The organism is Pseudomonas sp. AC239, from assembly GCF_979258545.1.
Genome location: NZ_OZ409864.1, coordinates 4,814,089 through 4,828,423, shown reverse-complemented (window position 1 = coordinate 4,828,423; position 14,335 = coordinate 4,814,089). Strand labels below are relative to the sequence as shown.

General features: G+C 58.4%; 13 protein-coding genes. 6 read left to right on the top strand and 7 right to left on the bottom strand.

Annotated features, from left to right (window positions below; translation table 11 throughout):
• Positions 1-29: 29 nt before the first annotated feature.
• The 6 genes from ACZ0AZ_RS22090 to ACZ0AZ_RS22065 all read right to left on the bottom strand — a co-directional run bounded on the left by ACZ0AZ_RS22090 (position 30) and on the right by ACZ0AZ_RS22065 (position 7,916).
• The gene (locus tag ACZ0AZ_RS22090) at positions 30-3,131 is read right to left on the bottom strand and encodes an MdtB/MuxB family multidrug efflux RND transporter permease subunit (protein WP_129998668.1); all 3,102 of its coding nucleotides are present in this window, start codon (positions 3,129-3,131) and stop codon (positions 30-32) included.
• The gene (locus ACZ0AZ_RS22085; protein ID WP_463538141.1) at positions 3,128-4,432 is read right to left on the bottom strand and encodes an MdtA/MuxA family multidrug efflux RND transporter periplasmic adaptor subunit; all 1,305 of its coding nucleotides are present in this window, start codon (positions 4,430-4,432) and stop codon (positions 3,128-3,130) included. The genes ACZ0AZ_RS22090 and ACZ0AZ_RS22085 overlap by 4 nt, the downstream gene beginning before the upstream one ends.
• A 174-nt stretch (positions 4,433-4,606) precedes the next feature.
• Positions 4,607-5,107 (bottom strand): thiol peroxidase, encoded by a 501-nt coding sequence (gene tpx, locus ACZ0AZ_RS22080; RefSeq protein WP_039760445.1) that lies wholly within the window; start codon positions 5,105-5,107, stop codon positions 4,607-4,609.
• 288 nt (positions 5,108-5,395) lie between these two features.
• Positions 5,396-6,073, bottom strand: a complete 678-nt coding sequence (locus ACZ0AZ_RS22075; RefSeq protein WP_039760442.1) for a DUF3313 domain-containing protein — start codon at positions 6,071-6,073, stop codon at positions 5,396-5,398.
• Between the two features lie 129 nt (positions 6,074-6,202).
• Positions 6,203-7,177, bottom strand: a complete 975-nt coding sequence (locus ACZ0AZ_RS22070; protein WP_310404815.1) for a hypothetical protein — start codon at positions 7,175-7,177, stop codon at positions 6,203-6,205.
• 247 nt (positions 7,178-7,424) lie between these two features.
• Positions 7,425-7,916 carry a hypothetical protein gene (locus ACZ0AZ_RS22065; protein WP_039760437.1) on the bottom strand — a complete coding sequence of 164 codons (492 nt, stop codon included), beginning with the start codon at positions 7,914-7,916 and terminating at the stop codon, positions 7,425-7,427.
• A gap of 233 nt (positions 7,917-8,149) precedes the next feature.
• Here ACZ0AZ_RS22065 and ACZ0AZ_RS22060 point away from each other — a divergent pair, with 233 nt between their 5' ends.
• The 6 genes from ACZ0AZ_RS22060 (at position 8,150) to ACZ0AZ_RS22035 (ending at position 13,748) form a co-directional block, all read left to right on the top strand.
• Complete coding sequence (locus ACZ0AZ_RS22060; protein WP_039760434.1) at positions 8,150-9,085, top strand: hypothetical protein; 936 nt, start codon at positions 8,150-8,152, stop codon at positions 9,083-9,085.
• Positions 9,086-9,163: 78 nt separating this feature from the next.
• The gene (locus ACZ0AZ_RS22055; RefSeq protein ID WP_052269114.1) at positions 9,164-10,078 is read left to right on the top strand and encodes a hypothetical protein; all 915 of its coding nucleotides are present in this window, start codon (positions 9,164-9,166) and stop codon (positions 10,076-10,078) included.
• A 14-nt stretch (positions 10,079-10,092) separates the two neighbouring features.
• Positions 10,093-11,484 (top strand): hypothetical protein, encoded by a 1,392-nt coding sequence (locus tag ACZ0AZ_RS22050; protein WP_463538139.1) that lies wholly within the window; start codon positions 10,093-10,095, stop codon positions 11,482-11,484.
• Positions 11,485-11,557: 73 nt separating this feature from the next.
• Positions 11,558-12,487 carry a halovibrin HvnC gene (locus tag ACZ0AZ_RS22045; RefSeq protein WP_463538138.1) on the top strand — a complete coding sequence of 310 codons (930 nt, stop codon included), beginning with the start codon at positions 11,558-11,560 and terminating at the stop codon, positions 12,485-12,487.
• Positions 12,484-12,939: a DUF2599 domain-containing protein gene (locus ACZ0AZ_RS22040; RefSeq protein ID WP_463538137.1), complete on the top strand. Its 456-nt coding sequence runs from the start codon at positions 12,484-12,486 to the stop codon at positions 12,937-12,939. Before ACZ0AZ_RS22045 ends, ACZ0AZ_RS22040 begins: the two co-directional genes overlap by 4 nt.
• Positions 12,940-13,055: 116 nt before the next feature.
• Positions 13,056-13,748 (top strand): aspartate/glutamate racemase family protein, encoded by a 693-nt coding sequence (locus ACZ0AZ_RS22035; protein ID WP_463538136.1) that lies wholly within the window; start codon positions 13,056-13,058, stop codon positions 13,746-13,748.
• A 1-nt stretch (position 13,749) separates the two neighbouring features.
• Here ACZ0AZ_RS22035 and ACZ0AZ_RS22030 read toward each other — a convergent pair whose 3' ends face one another.
• Positions 13,750-14,268 carry a GNAT family N-acetyltransferase gene (locus tag ACZ0AZ_RS22030; RefSeq protein WP_463538135.1) on the bottom strand — a complete coding sequence of 173 codons (519 nt, stop codon included), beginning with the start codon at positions 14,266-14,268 and terminating at the stop codon, positions 13,750-13,752.
• Positions 14,269-14,335 lie beyond the last annotated feature (67 nt).

Here is a 14,335-nt window from a genome sequence, read left to right as displayed (position 1 = left end):
GCTCCCACAGGAGTTGAGCGTTCCGCCAGTCATACCGCGACCTCTTCACCGTCGGCTTTGGATTTGCCAAAGCGCCTTCCGAGGCGGTCGAAGTACAGGTAGATCACCGGCGTGGTGAACAGCGTCAACACCTGACTGACGAGCAACCCCCCAACCATCACCAGACCCAGCGGCTGACGCAATTCAGCCCCTGAACCTGTCGCCAGCATCAGCGGCACCGCGCCGAACAACGCTGCCAGTGTGGTCATCAGAATTGGCCGGAAGCGCAGCAGCGCCGCTTGATAGATTGCCTCTGCCGGGGCCATGCCCTGGGTGCGTTCGGCGTCGAGAGCGAAGTCGATCATCATGATCGCGTTCTTCTTGACGATACCGATCAGCAGGATGATGCCGATGATCGCGATCATCCCCAGGTCGTTGCCGCTGAGCAGCAACGCCAGCAAGGCACCGACGGCGGCGGACGGCAAGGTCGAAAGAATGGTGATCGGGTGGATGTAGCTCTCGTAGAGCACGCCGAGCACGATGTACATGGTCACCACCGCCGCCAGAATCAGCAGCAAGGTGCTCGACAGCGAAGCCTGAAACGCCTGCGCCGCGCCCTGGAATTGAGTCTGCACGCCGACCGGCATGCCGATGTCCTGCTGCACCTGCTCGATGATGTCTACGGCATGCCCCAACGCCACGCCCGGCGCGAGGTTGAACGACATCATCACCGCCGGGAACTGGCCGATGTGAGTGATCGCCAACTGCGCCTGGCGCTCTTCGACATGCGCCAGACTGGACAGGCGCACCTGCGCGCCGTCGGTGGTCTTGACGTGGATCTGGTCCAGCGCCTGCGGGCCGATCTTCTCCCCGGCCTGGGCTTGCAGCACCACGCGGTACTGGCTGGCCTGAGTGTAAATGGTCGAAATCTGCCGCTGGCCGAACGCGTCATACAGTGCATCAGTGATGTTTGCCACCGACACGCCGAGGCGTGAGGCTGCATCACGGTCGATCACCAGATAGACCTGCAAGCCTTTGTCCTGAAGGTCACTGGCCACGTCGGTCAATTCCGGACGCTGCGCCAGAGCCTCGACCAGACGCCCGCTCCACTGACTGAGCAATTCGGAATCCGGCGACGACATGCTGAACTGGTACTGCGTGCGGCTGACCCGATCCTCGATGGTCAGGTCCTGCACCGGCTGCATGAACAGGCGAATGCCAACCAGTTTGTCCAGTTTCGGTTGCAGGCGTGCGATCACTTCGCTCGCCGTCAGATCACGCTCGCCGTGGGGCTTGAGGTTGATCAGCAAGCGCCCGCTATTGAGCGTGGCGTTGTCGCCGTCGACGCCAATGTACGACGACAGGCTCTGCACCGCCGGATCTTCGAGGATGATCTTCGCCAGTTCCTGCTGCCGCTCGCCCATCGCCGCGAAGGAAATCGATTGCGGCGCTTCGGAAATGCCCTGAATCACGCCGGTGTCCTGCACCGGAAAGAAGCCCTTCGGCACGATTACATACAGAAACACGGTCAATGCCAGTGTGCCGATCGCTACCAGCAAGGTCAGCGGCTGATGCTTGAGCACCCAGCGCAGCATCCGCCCGTATTCCTTGATCATCCAGTCGATGAACCCACCGCTGGCGCGATAGAAGCGACCTTGCTCATGTTCTTGCGGTTCACGCTTGAGCAGGCGCGCGCACATCATCGGCGTCAAAGTCAGCGATACGACCAGGGAAATCAAAATCGCCACCGCCAGGGTGATGGCGAATTCACGGAACAGGCGCCCCACCACATCGGCCATGAACAACAGCGGAATCAATACGGCGATCAGCGAAAGCGTCAGGGAAATCAAAGTGAAGCCGATCTGTTTTGCGCCCTTGAGCGCGGCCTGCATCGGGCTGTCACCCTCTTCGATGAAGCGTGAAATGTTCTCGAGCATGACGATGGCATCGTCGACCACGAAGCCGGTGGCAATGGTCAGCGCCATCAACGTCAGGTTGTTCACCGAGAAACCGGCGAGGTACATCACGCCAAAGGTGCCGATCAACGACAGCGGCACGGCTACCGAGGGAATGATCGTCGCACTGGCGCGGCGCAGAAACAGGAACGTGACCATGACCACCAGCGCGATGGCGATCAGCAGCTCGTGTTGCACGTCGGTGACCGAGGCGCGGATGGTCTGCGTGCGATCCGTCAGCACAGTGACGTCGAGGCCGGCCGGCAGGTTATCGGTGATGCTCGGCAGCAAGGCCTTGATGCGGTCAACCACTTCGATGACGTTGGCGCCAGGCTGCCGCTGGATGTTCAGCAGGACTGCCTGATTCTGATTGGCCCATGCGGCCAGACGCTCGTTCTCGGCGCCATCGACGATCTCGGCGACGTCCTTGAGCCGCAACGGCGCGCCGTTCTTGTAGGTCAGGATCAGGTTGGCGTAGTCCTCGGGCGAGGTCAGTTGGTCGTTGGCATCGAGCATCGACACCCGGGTCGGGCCATCGAAGTTGCCTTTCGGCTGGTTGACGTTGGAAGCGCCTATCAGCGTGCGCACATCCGACAGGTTGAGGCTGTTGGCCGCGAGCGCTTCGGGGTTGACCTTGATCCGCACGGCCTGACGCTGACCGCCGGCAATGCTGACCATGCCGACGCCGCTGATCTGGGCGATTTTCTGCGCCATGCGCGTATCGACCAGATCATTGAGCTTGGGCAGCAGCATGGTTTTCGAGGTGATGGCCAGAGTCAGCACCGGGGTGTCCGCCGGGTTGACCTTGTTGTACACCGGCGGCGCCGGCAAGTCGGTCGGCAGCAGGTTGGTCGCGGCGTTGATCGCGGCCTGCACCTGCTGTTCGGCGACGTCCATGTTGATGTCGAGGCTGAAACGCAAGGTCAGCACCGAAGCGCCGCCGGAGCTGGTCGAGGCCATTTGCGTGAGGCCCGGCATTTGCCCGAACTGGCGCTCGAGTGGCGCGGTGACGGCGCTGGTCATCACGTCCGGACTGGCGCCCGGATACAGAGTCATGACGCGAATGGTCGGGTAATCGACCTGCGGCAACGCCGACACCGGCAGCAAGCGATAAGCGATCAGGCCGGCCAGAACAATGGCCAGCATGCTGAGGGTGGTGGCTACCGGACGGAGGATGAACAGCCGCGAAATGTTCATGCGCCCTTCTTGGCCTTTTCAGCGGTGGTCGCATCGGGATTGGCGGCGGATTTGCCTTGCAGGTGTTCGGTCGGAGAGGTCGGCACTTCGCTGCTGTCATTGACCACTTCGACTTCGCTGCCCTCTTTCAGGCGATCGGTGCCTTCAAGCACAACGCGATCACCCGCGGCGAGTCCTTCGGTAACGACGGTGTTGTCACCGTCGCTGGCACCGATTTTCAGTTGGCGAATGGTGACTTTCTTGTCGCCGTCCAGCGCATAGACGAAGGTGCCGTTAGTACCGAACTGAATCGCTGCCGACGGTGCCAGCACTACACCTTTGAGCGTGTCGGCCAGCAAATGAACGTTGACGAACTGATTGGGGAACAGCGACTGGTCGCGGTTATCGTAACGGGCCTTGAACTTGAGGGTGCCGGTGGCCACGTCGATCTGGTTGTCGAGGCTTTGCAGCACGCCGGTGGCTTGCAGCTTGGTGTCGCCACGGTCCCAGGCTTCGGCAGAAAGTTTGGCGCCGCTGCGGTAACGCGCCAGCACGGTGTCGAGGCTGTTTTCCGGCAAGGTGAAGGCCACGCTGATTGGTTGCGTCTGGGTGATCACTGCGAGGAAGGTGGTGTCGTTGGCGGCGACGAGGTTGCCGACGTCGACCTGACGCAGACCGACGCGGCCGGCAATCGGCGCGCGGATCTTGGTGAATTCGAGATTGAGCTTGGCGTCGTTGACCGCCGCCTGATTGGTCTTGACCGTGCCCAGATACTGGCCAACCAGCGCTTCGGCGGTGTCGAGGGTCTGTTTGGCGATGCTGTCTTCCTTATACAGACCGCGGTAGCGCTCGACGTCGACCTGGGCGTTTTTCAGTTGCGCCTGATTCTGCAGCAACGTGCCTTCGGCCTGGAGCAAAGCATTCTGGTAAGGACGCGGATCGATCTCGGCCAACAGGTCGCCCGCCTTGACCATCTGCCCTTCTTCGAAATGAATCTTCACCAGTTCGCCGCCCACCCGGCTGCGAACATTGATGGTGTTCAGCGCGGTGACCGTGCCCAGCGCCTTGTAATACAGCGGGAAGTCGCCCTTCACCGCCGGCGCCACACGCACCGGAATCGGCCCGGTACCGCCGCCGAAGCCCGGCCGCATCATCCCCGAGCGCCCGGTATGCCCGGCGGCCGCTTTGTCGCCGCCCGCCTTGTCAGCAGAGCCGGCGGGCCAGAATTTCCAGCACAGGACAGCGATGACCAACAGGACCAGCAGGCTGATCAGCCAGCGACGGGATTTGCGGGGGGACGATTGCATGGAGTTATTGACCATTGGGCGCGTGGGCTTCTATTACGGGAGGCTGAACGATAAGCACTGAGTGGATTTAAGCAAAGCAGCTTTACCGGCAATTTACCTTCCACTTACGTTTCAAGGTGTGAGGCAAAACCCTGATACACAAATGAAAACGGCCTGGACAGGGCCAGGCCGTTAACAATTGTAAAAGCCTTACTTGAGAACGGACAGTGCCGCTTCGTAGTTAGGCTCTTCGGCGATTTCCTTGACCAGTTCGCTATGCAGGACGTTGTCGTTTTCATCCAGCACCACAACCGCGCGAGCGGTCAGGCCTTTCAGCGGGCCGTCAGCGATGGCCACGCCATAGTTTTCGATGAACTCGCTGCCGCGCAGGGTCGACAGGTTCTGTACGTTTTCCAGGCCTTCAGCACCGCAGAAGCGTGCCTGGGCGAACGGCAGGTCAGCGGAGATGCACAGCACCACGGTGTTGCTGATGTCGTTGGCCTGGGCGTTGAACTTGCGCACGGAAGTGGCGCAGGTCGGGGTGTCGACGCTTGGGAAGATGTTGAGGACTTTGCGCTTGCCGGCGAAGTCTTGCAGGGTGACGTCGGACAGATTGCCGGCTACCAGGGAAAAGGCTGGCGCCTTGGAACCGGCTTGTGGCAACTGGCCGTTGACTTGAACCGGATTGCCTTTGAGGGTGACTTGAGCCATGACTTGAGTCCTTCTGTTTTTTGATTGGAAAGCATGCAAGAGGCGGAAGTTAACCACGAAATCGGCTGACGACCTATGCCCTGTTTGAAATTGTTGGGTGCTGAGCGGTGACATTGTATACAACCCACCGCAGCTTCCCTGAAGGGGTGAGCCTGTTAGCAAAAGCGTTGTGTCAGGCAGCACATTCGAAACTGATACAGCGAAATGCGAGCAGGCTCACTCCCATACTGAATACGAGTCCAGTGTGGGAGCGAGCCTGCTCGCGAAAAGGCAACCAGCCTTACTGCATCATTTGGATTCAGATTTGAGTTTCAGATACGACTGATGCAGATCGCTTGCCCAGCCATCGATCACCGCTTTCATGTCGTCGGCTTTCATCACCTGGGAAGAGTTTTCCAGCGGTTTGCCGGTACCTTTGCGCACTACCTGCGCGATGACATGATTGGTCGCGCCGTCCATGAATACCGCTTCGGTGGCCAGCGTGGTTTCCTGGTCGCGGATACCAGTGGCCGTGCTTACTGCTGCGGCGACCAGTGCGATCGGGATCACTTCATAGACTTGCAGGCCTTCGGTCTTGCTGCTGACTGCGGTAATCGCCGGACGCACCACAATTACGCCCGGCCCGGGACCTGCGGCCAACGGCAGCGATTTGCCGAGTTCGCGCTTGAGCGCCTGATCGTAATAGCTGGTGATGCCGTTGAGAGTCTGCTGGGGGATTTTCTCGGTGGCTTGCGGCTTCGGGTAGAGCTGGCTTGGCTCTACGTAAACGCTGGTGAATTTATTGATGTCGAGTTTCGGGTCCATCCAGCGCATCACCTCGGCACCAGAGGGTGACTTGGCCTCCTTCAGCTGGCTGTAATCCTTGAGAAAGCCGGAATACTGGTCAGGCTCGACGGTTTTGCTGGAACAACCCACCACGCCAAGGGTGGCAATGCACAGCGTGCCCATCACGACGGCTAGCTTCATGCTGTAATTCCTTTGAGAAGGCCAAGACATTTTGCATAGGGGAGATACAGGTATAGCCAAAACCCCGGCAAATGCGATGGCCAATTGCAAAGTTCACATCCGACAGCGTGTGTGCCTCGCCAACCGGTATTACCAGGACGATGTTTCGCCACTGCGCAACGCCATCTCTCGCCGGCTATTGGCACGCATCGCCTTGATCAGCGACACCGTTCCCACCAGCAAAATCGCCGCACCAAACAAAAAGTCGATGTTGTACAGCTGGAAATCTTCCACCGGCCCGATCAGCAATGTCCGCACCACCGCAATCCCCACCAGCGTGGCGAGAAAGTCGATCCCCGGCTCATCGCGGTAAAACACCAGCATCAGCGGCAGGCACAGCACCAGCAGAAGCAGCAACACCACCACCTTGAACGAGCCTTTGCGCTCGACGCTGAACGCGCACTCATGCGCGCCGTAAGGCTTGTAGTCCTCATCACGGATCATCGAGTTTTTTTCGTTGATGTAGTCGGCGCGGTTGTACTTCTGGATCGGCGTGAAGGTGTTGGACATCTCCATCAGCGTGGTGATGTTCTTGAAACGCAGGTCGACGCGCTCGCTGCCCTTGAGGTAATACAGCACCGGTTTGTAGCCATAGCGATAGCTGTCGAACGGGAACGCAGCGGTCTGGGCGTGCACGCCGATCGGCCGTGGTTCGAGTTCGGCGAAGGCGCTTTTGTTGGTTGACGACAGATTGCGGCTCAGCGGCTGCACCTTGACCTGCTCAAGGAAGATCGGCGTCACGCCGAACGACCACTGCAACGGTTCCAGACGCAGGCGCAGTTCGTTGCGGCCCAGGTCGTAACGGTTGAAAGTGCGTTCGGAAACCACCAGCGAACCGCCGAGCATGAACTCGCCGCGCAGGTTATTGGTAACGCGCAAGGTCAGTTGATCCTTGCCCAGCAACGCCGCTTCCGTGGTCGGTGGCGTGCCGCACCATGCGGTGCTTTCGCCGACGCCGCCGAGCTGGCCGTCGCGGTTTTCCTTGAATACATAAAAGTAACTGGCCCACAGCGTCAGCAGCAAAAGCGACGCCGTGAGACCGAGGATTTTTTTGCCCGGACTCACTGATCAGACTCCCTTCTTCGGTTCCATCGTCCAGCCGAAAACCCGCTGGCGACGGCGACTCTACCAAAAGGCCATCAGTGACCCAAGGGAAAATGCCGGATCGGCACCAAACCTAAGGGTTTCCCCGGTATGCGCCTCAACCCCTGTAGGAGTGAACCTGCTCGCGATAGCGGGGGGTCAGTCACCTGATTTGAATCTGACAAAACGCTATCGCGAGCAGGCTCACTCCTACAGACGTCGCGTGCAGTCAGGTGCGATCGCGAGGAATCAGGCTCTGCAGTTGCTGGGCAAGAAAATTGGCGTCGAAGGCAAACGTATCCGGATCCTTCAACCCATTGGTCTTGCGCCACTGCCACGCGCCATCCGCCAGCCCGACCAGCGAAATGCTCCCATACCGCGCCGCCGTCAGCCCCATCACCGCCAGAGAAATCTGCCCGCCGCTGCCCATCACATCAGGGACGAATTCCACCGGTTTACCGGCTATCACGATGCTCAGTTTTTCGGTCATGAAGGTCGACGTCTCTACTGGCACGCTCGGCCCGGACGCGACGTAAATCTCCCGACTCACTTCCAGCAGGTTCGGAGCCTTGACCGGTGCGAGCCATTGCTCGATCTCATCGAACAACGCGCCAATCCGTGTGGCCCACGCGGCCGATTGCGTAGTGAACAGTTGCTTCTTGTGCGCTTCGCTCTCGGCATAGTGACGAAGCATTTCGCCCAGTTGCTGTACGTCGTTCATGAGCAAGTTCCTTGATTGGCCAGCGAGAACGGATAGTGGCAGATCAAGGCGCCTGTGTACGTTTAACCGCCCATGCCAGGTGCCTTTACCGACGCCTTTAATCGACAGACGGTTAAAAAAAGTGAATTTACCTGTCAGATCTGACAGTGCGCTGCGCTATGAAAGCAATGTTTAATTTCAGTGCGAGTTAATCGCTGCACTGAAGACGGCGTCAGGACGCAGGGAACAGCGAAGTGAAAAAAATCATTCTTTCAGTTTCGATTGCAACACTCATTGGCTGCGTCCAAACGGCCCCTCAGACACCGTTCGAGCAAAGCGGCAGTAACAATTCGCATGTCGCCATGACCGGCCCGCAAGTGGTCGAGTGGTTGAATACTTTGTACAACTCGAAGCCCCAGAACTGCCATGAATCAGCCAACCAGCCCGCATTTCTCTGTTCGGGGGTCATTTTTCGAGTCACCGACAAAAAGCCAGGCGAGACTCATCACGTCTGGAACCCCAGCCCGACGTCCGTCAAAAATGGTGGCGTGTCATTTTCCTATCTGAGGACCGACTCCAAATACGGTCGGTTGGCATGGGGCCATGGGAACGGGTTCATGTTGTACCCGATTTTCGGCGCCCCACAAGACAAGGTCGACCTCGATGTGTTGTGTTCATATCCAATCGATGGATGGACCTGGAACCGCACCACGCCTTGCGGTCATCACGCCTCGTATCCGGCATCCAGCCAGCGTTGCCAAAGTGCAGGGGTAACCACGGCCGAGCAGTGGAAAAGCGTGTGGGACAACTCACCCAATAGCCATCACATTCGCCAGTGCGGCTTCGATGTTTCAGAGGCAACCGGCAAGCCGGCCGCGGTGCCGTTCTATCAATCGGTCAGAGCGCGCGGAATGTTGAGTCAGAATCCAACGCATTTCACTGAACAGAATGAAGTCGTGGTCAAGACCTGGCCGCAGAATCTGCAAGACACCTTACCGCTCATGGCGTTCTTCTTTATCGCCGGTGGCGGCAATGCCGGTCTCCCCGAGGCTCAGGGCAATCAGCAGGACTTTTACAACTCCACCACCCGACGAATATGGGTGCCGGTCATCCGTTTATTTCCGCCTTCGACCCCCACCAGCGAGGCCACGTTCCAGTACGTCGAGTCCGACCAACTGATCAAGCCTTGAACGTTTCTGCTTGTGCCAATTACTCGAAGTTACTCAGCGTTCTGATGTTCCTTTACGGCCCACATGGAGACAGGCGAGATGAACAAGACATACGCATTATTGCTGGTGCTATTGCTGTCCTTTGCAGGGTGCCGCAGCAATGAGCAGGTAGCGTCAATACCACCAGAACAGGCGCCGGGCTCCGTAAGCAGCATATCGAGCGTTACACAAACCGGTGCGGAAGTTGCGACCAGCCTTACCGCCCGTTACAACGATGTCAGAACGAACTGCGGTTCAGCCTCCATGCCGGCGTTTCTGTGTCGCGGCATCGTTTTACGCTCCACGGTTCCGTCCACAGCATACAAAGCCTGGAACCCAAGCCCGCACTCGCAGAAAAGCGGTGGCGTATCTTTTTCGTATCTGAGCAAGGACGCCAAATTCACCGGGCTCGTGTTTGGTCAGAAGAACGGCTACATCTTCTACCCCGTGCTGTCACGGCCTATCGGAACGCGCCAGATTGAAGTGCTCTGCTCTTATCCTCTCGACGGCGCCACGCAGCTTAGAGACGCCCCCGGTTGCGGCGCCCACCCCTATTCGCCCGACCGCAGCCGGCGTTGCCAGACCATCGGTATCACCACTGCCGAAGGCTGGATAGCGAATCGCCGCAGCAACAGCTGGAATCTCTGCAGCTTCGATGTACGCGACTCCATGAACAATCAAGGCGCGGATTCTTTCTATCAGACTATTCGCGCCCATCAATTAGAACGTTTTTTCGCCGGTGCACATGACTACATCGAGCTGATTCTGGCGACCTGGCCGCAGAACATTCCTAAAGAACTGCCTATCGAGGCGTTTTTCTATCTGGAAGGTGGTTTGGCAGGCGCTCAGTTCGACCAGAAGGATTTTTTTGATTCAACGGGCGGCAAAGTGGTGCCGATTGTCAAAATCGTTTTGCCCGCCAGCGAGAGTGCCGACGCGCAATTCGTTTACAGCGCAGCTGACCAGGTCAAATAAACCGGGAGAGAACCATGTCGGTAAATATCGATTCTCAAGCGCAGCCCCTCGATATAGCCCCCGTGCTGATTCCCGGATGGGTAACCGCGATACAGCATCCTGACGATCCGCACGGCGGCGTGCCGTTGTCGCTGGCCGTAAACGACAAAATCCAGTTGCTGGTCGACCCATGGCGAAATCAGAGTCCTTTCGACACAGCCGGTATATTGCTCGAAGATTCGCAGGTACCAGTGATTACCGAAACCATCCAGCCTGGCGAAGAAAACAAGCGCTTCACCATGGAGTTGCCTGACGGGGTGCTCAGGAACGGCATCAACCGCATCCGCCTGCAAGTCACGCGGGTTACCCAGGCACCCGTAGAATCGCCGACGTTGAAAGTGCTCTACAACCGCCCCCGCCCAGCGGGTGAGATTGCGCAAAGCGGGGACAATCCGAACCTGGTCATGACATTACCGGACGATGTGCTCAAAGGTATCGACGCCGCGCGCGCGGCGGCCGGCGTTGATGTCACGCTGCGTTACATCCATATGCGCGAGCGAGACGTTATTACGCTCGATTGTGACAGTCAGACCAAATCCCACACCGTCACTGCTGCACAAGCAGCCGCAGGCGCTGTGGTAATGAAACTGTTCACCAACGACTTCTGGCAAGACAATCCGAGGTTCGCATTGCGCTTCAGGGCTATAGACCAGCTCGGCAACTCATCGGGGCCACAGGCAATCTGGTCCGCTGCCACGCTGGTGGACGTTCATATCCGCAAACAGCCGGAACTGGATTTGCAAGCGCCCAAGGTTCTGGAAGCAAAGGAGCTCAATGGCAGGCAGCTGAATTTCGTCAGAGACTTCTATGAGGCTGCCTTCGCCACCGTGGAGGTCAGCTACACCGGTTCCGACACAGGACAAACCGTGCAAGTCCAATGGCTGGGACGAAACTATACCTATCGCACAGCCGTACAGACCGTAGCCCGCCCGGGGCAGATATTGCGGTTCCAGATTCCGCGACTTGAGGTCATCGACAACGCCGGCGCCGGCCACGCAGAGGTGACCTATACCGTGAGGCGGCCTGGTACCACGGTAGAAATTCCCTCACGCGATCTGGACTTGACCGTTACCGGGCAGAAATATCTTTTGGGAGAACCCTCCCTTAATTCCGACAATACCAATTTAAGGGCTTATTACCCCGCATTGATTGATGGTTCCTACACGGTGCGCATGGCGTTACACGGCGTCTTCGTTCGCTACGGCGAAGAGGTGCTGATCAAAGATCCTGACTACACCAACCTCCCGATCCCTGCGGCGTGGATCCTGGAAAATCGAGGACGCGAGGTGATTTTCAACTACACGCTGAACCGGACAGGCGCCAGCGAGCCACTGGTTTTTTCCTGGTGCCGAAGAGTGAGGCTTTAGCGGCGTACCACGAGAAAATTCTACTCGAACACTACATTCCAGAATTGTCATTCAGCGAGACAAGGACTACGTCATGCGCAAAATAATCGGTTCACTGCTTATAGCCTTGTTGATTGGTTGCTCTCAAAGCCCATCGCAACCGCCACATATCACCAACGACAGCAATGCTCTGGCACTGGACGGTCCCGCCACCGCCAGTTATCTAACGACGCTTTATGGCCGCAAGTTTCCCAATTGCAACAAAGTGGATTCGCAACCCTCTTTCCTTTGCTCAGGCGTGATGCTTCGGGTAACAGTCAAAGACCCCAACAACACTTATAAGGTCTGGGAGCCTAGCCCTATCTCTGTTACCAGCGGCGGCATTTCGTTTTCCTACCTTCGTGCCGACACCAATTTCGGCCGATTGGCCTGGGGTTACGGCAACGGCTACATTCTTTACCCGGTCCTGGAGCGACCCGCCAATACCGATCAACTGCAAGTTCTGTGCTCTTACCCGATGGACTCCTGGGGCTGGCATCGCGGTAAGAATGGCGTGTGCATTCCTACCCCTGCACACCCTGAAAGCGGCTACTGCCACAACGCGAATGTAACCACTGCAGAGCAGTTCAAAGCAGCCTGGGACAGGTCAACTGTGAACAAAAACCTCCAACAGTGTGGCTTCGACGTGCGAGACGAGCGTAATACCCTGGCAGCTCCAGCGTTCTATCAATCGCTGCGCGCCAAGGCAATGTTAGGCACTACCGGTTTCAACGAACACAACGAAGTGATCATCAAAACCTGGCCAGCCGGCGAGGCAAACGCATTTCCGATACTGGCGTTTTTTTATATTGCCGGCGGGACCGACCCTAAACCGCTCGCCGATGCAAGATACAACCAACAAGACTTTTACAACTCCACAAACCCCAATAGAACGATACCGATCATCCGTCTGGTGCCCGCGACCAGCGCTACTGGTACTGCGACTTTCAGCTATGTCGAAGCCGATCAGGTGGTGAAACAATGAACAGATATCACGCGAAATACTGCCTGCTCGCATTGGCACTGACCGCCTCCTGGCTGCGCATGACTGAGGTTGCCGCTGCCGAAACCGCACCCTCCGCAGTGGATGGCGAAAGCGTGATCGTGATTGTCGAGCGCTGTAATCGCTACATCCAGAACGCCTATTGGTTTTACCGGGACTATCAATGGGCGCTTGCCATTGTCCCCACACCCTGCGCCCGAAGAACCCAGGAACCTGGCACGCCGTTCATCTGGGACGAACTCTCGCGCGACTATTCCAACAGTCGCTACTGGCGAAATAACCATGGCATGCGCCACCAACTGATTTGTCATTTGGCGATTGCGCGAGATAAACCTGAATGGAATCTGGAGCCCTGGCGTCCGGACGTCGGCTATCAAAAAACGCTGGAAGCAGGCTGCAATCACGTCGTGCCGTTGCCGGAAAACGCACCATGACACCTGAATGAAAGTTTGCCGATACAGTTGATCCGGAGCTGGCGTGAGGCGGCAAACCACCGGAAACTTCGGGCAGGCCAGGCTCCATCGAGCCCGGCACTGCCCGAGGATTTCAAATGCGCACCATCGGCCTTATCGGCGGCATGAGCTGGGAGTCCAGCGCCGAATACTATCGCCTGATCAACCAGCAGGTCCGCGATCGCCTCGGCCCTTTGCGCTCGGCGCAGTTGCTGATGTACAGCGTCGACTTCGGCCCGGTCGAACAGGCGCAGCATGCCGGGCGCTGGGACGACGCGGCGGCGATTCTGGTGGATGCCGCGCGCAGGCTTGAGGCCGGCGGCGCCGATTGCGTGGTGCTGTGCACCAACACCATGCACAAAGTGGCGGACCAGATTCAGGCGGCGATCAGTATTCCGTTTTTGCACATTGCTGAACCGGCGGCGCGAGCGGCGCTGGAAATCGACGCGCTGACGGTCGGGTTGCTCGGCACCGCGTTCACCATGGAGCAGGACTTCCTCAAGCAGCGTCTGATCGCCCAAGGCCTGACCGTACTGGTGCCGGATGATGCCGAGCGCAAAGAGGTGCACCGGATCATCTACGACGAACTCTGCGTGGGCGTGATCAGCGAACAATCGCGAGAAATCTACCAAGGCGTCATCGAATCCCTGACCGCCCGTGGCGCCCAGGCGATCATCCTCGGCTGCACCGAAATCGGCCTGCTGGTCAAACCCGAACACAGCGCCCTGCCCCTGCTCGACACCACCGAACTGCATGCGCAATCGGCGGTGGCGTTCGCCCTCGGCGATTGACTCAGGGTTTCGACGTACCGCGCAGACGGGCCATGCTCAGGGTGTCGACCCACTGCCCGTCGCGCACCGCGTAATCACGCAACAGCCCCTCGGCCTCAAAACCGAACTTGCGATATAGCCCGATCGCCGCCTCGTTATCGGCGTACACCGTGAGTTCGACGCGGTGCAGGTTCATCCAGTTATCGGCGACCTCCAGCGCCGCCGCCAACAACATTGAACCAACGCCTTTGCCTTGCCATGCCGCCGCTACACCCATACCGAAACTACCGGCGTGGGCGCGGCGCATGCGCGAAAAGGCTTCCAGTCCAAGATTGCCGATCACCAGGCCCTGATGCAGCGCGACCAGTTTTAGCGCGCGTTCGTTGTCGGTTTGAAGTCGTTGACGCCAGACTTCAGTGGACTGGAATAGCATCTGCAGCACCTGCCGTGCAACGGCGGGGTCGTTATAGAGCGCGGTGATGCCTTCGAGGTGGGATTCGCGGGAGCGTTCGAGGTGGATGGCGGGACTTGAGTAAGACATGGGATCGGTCCGTGATCAGCGTGTGGCTGGTCACTCTAAACCGCTGATCTGGAGTCTGGCGAGATTA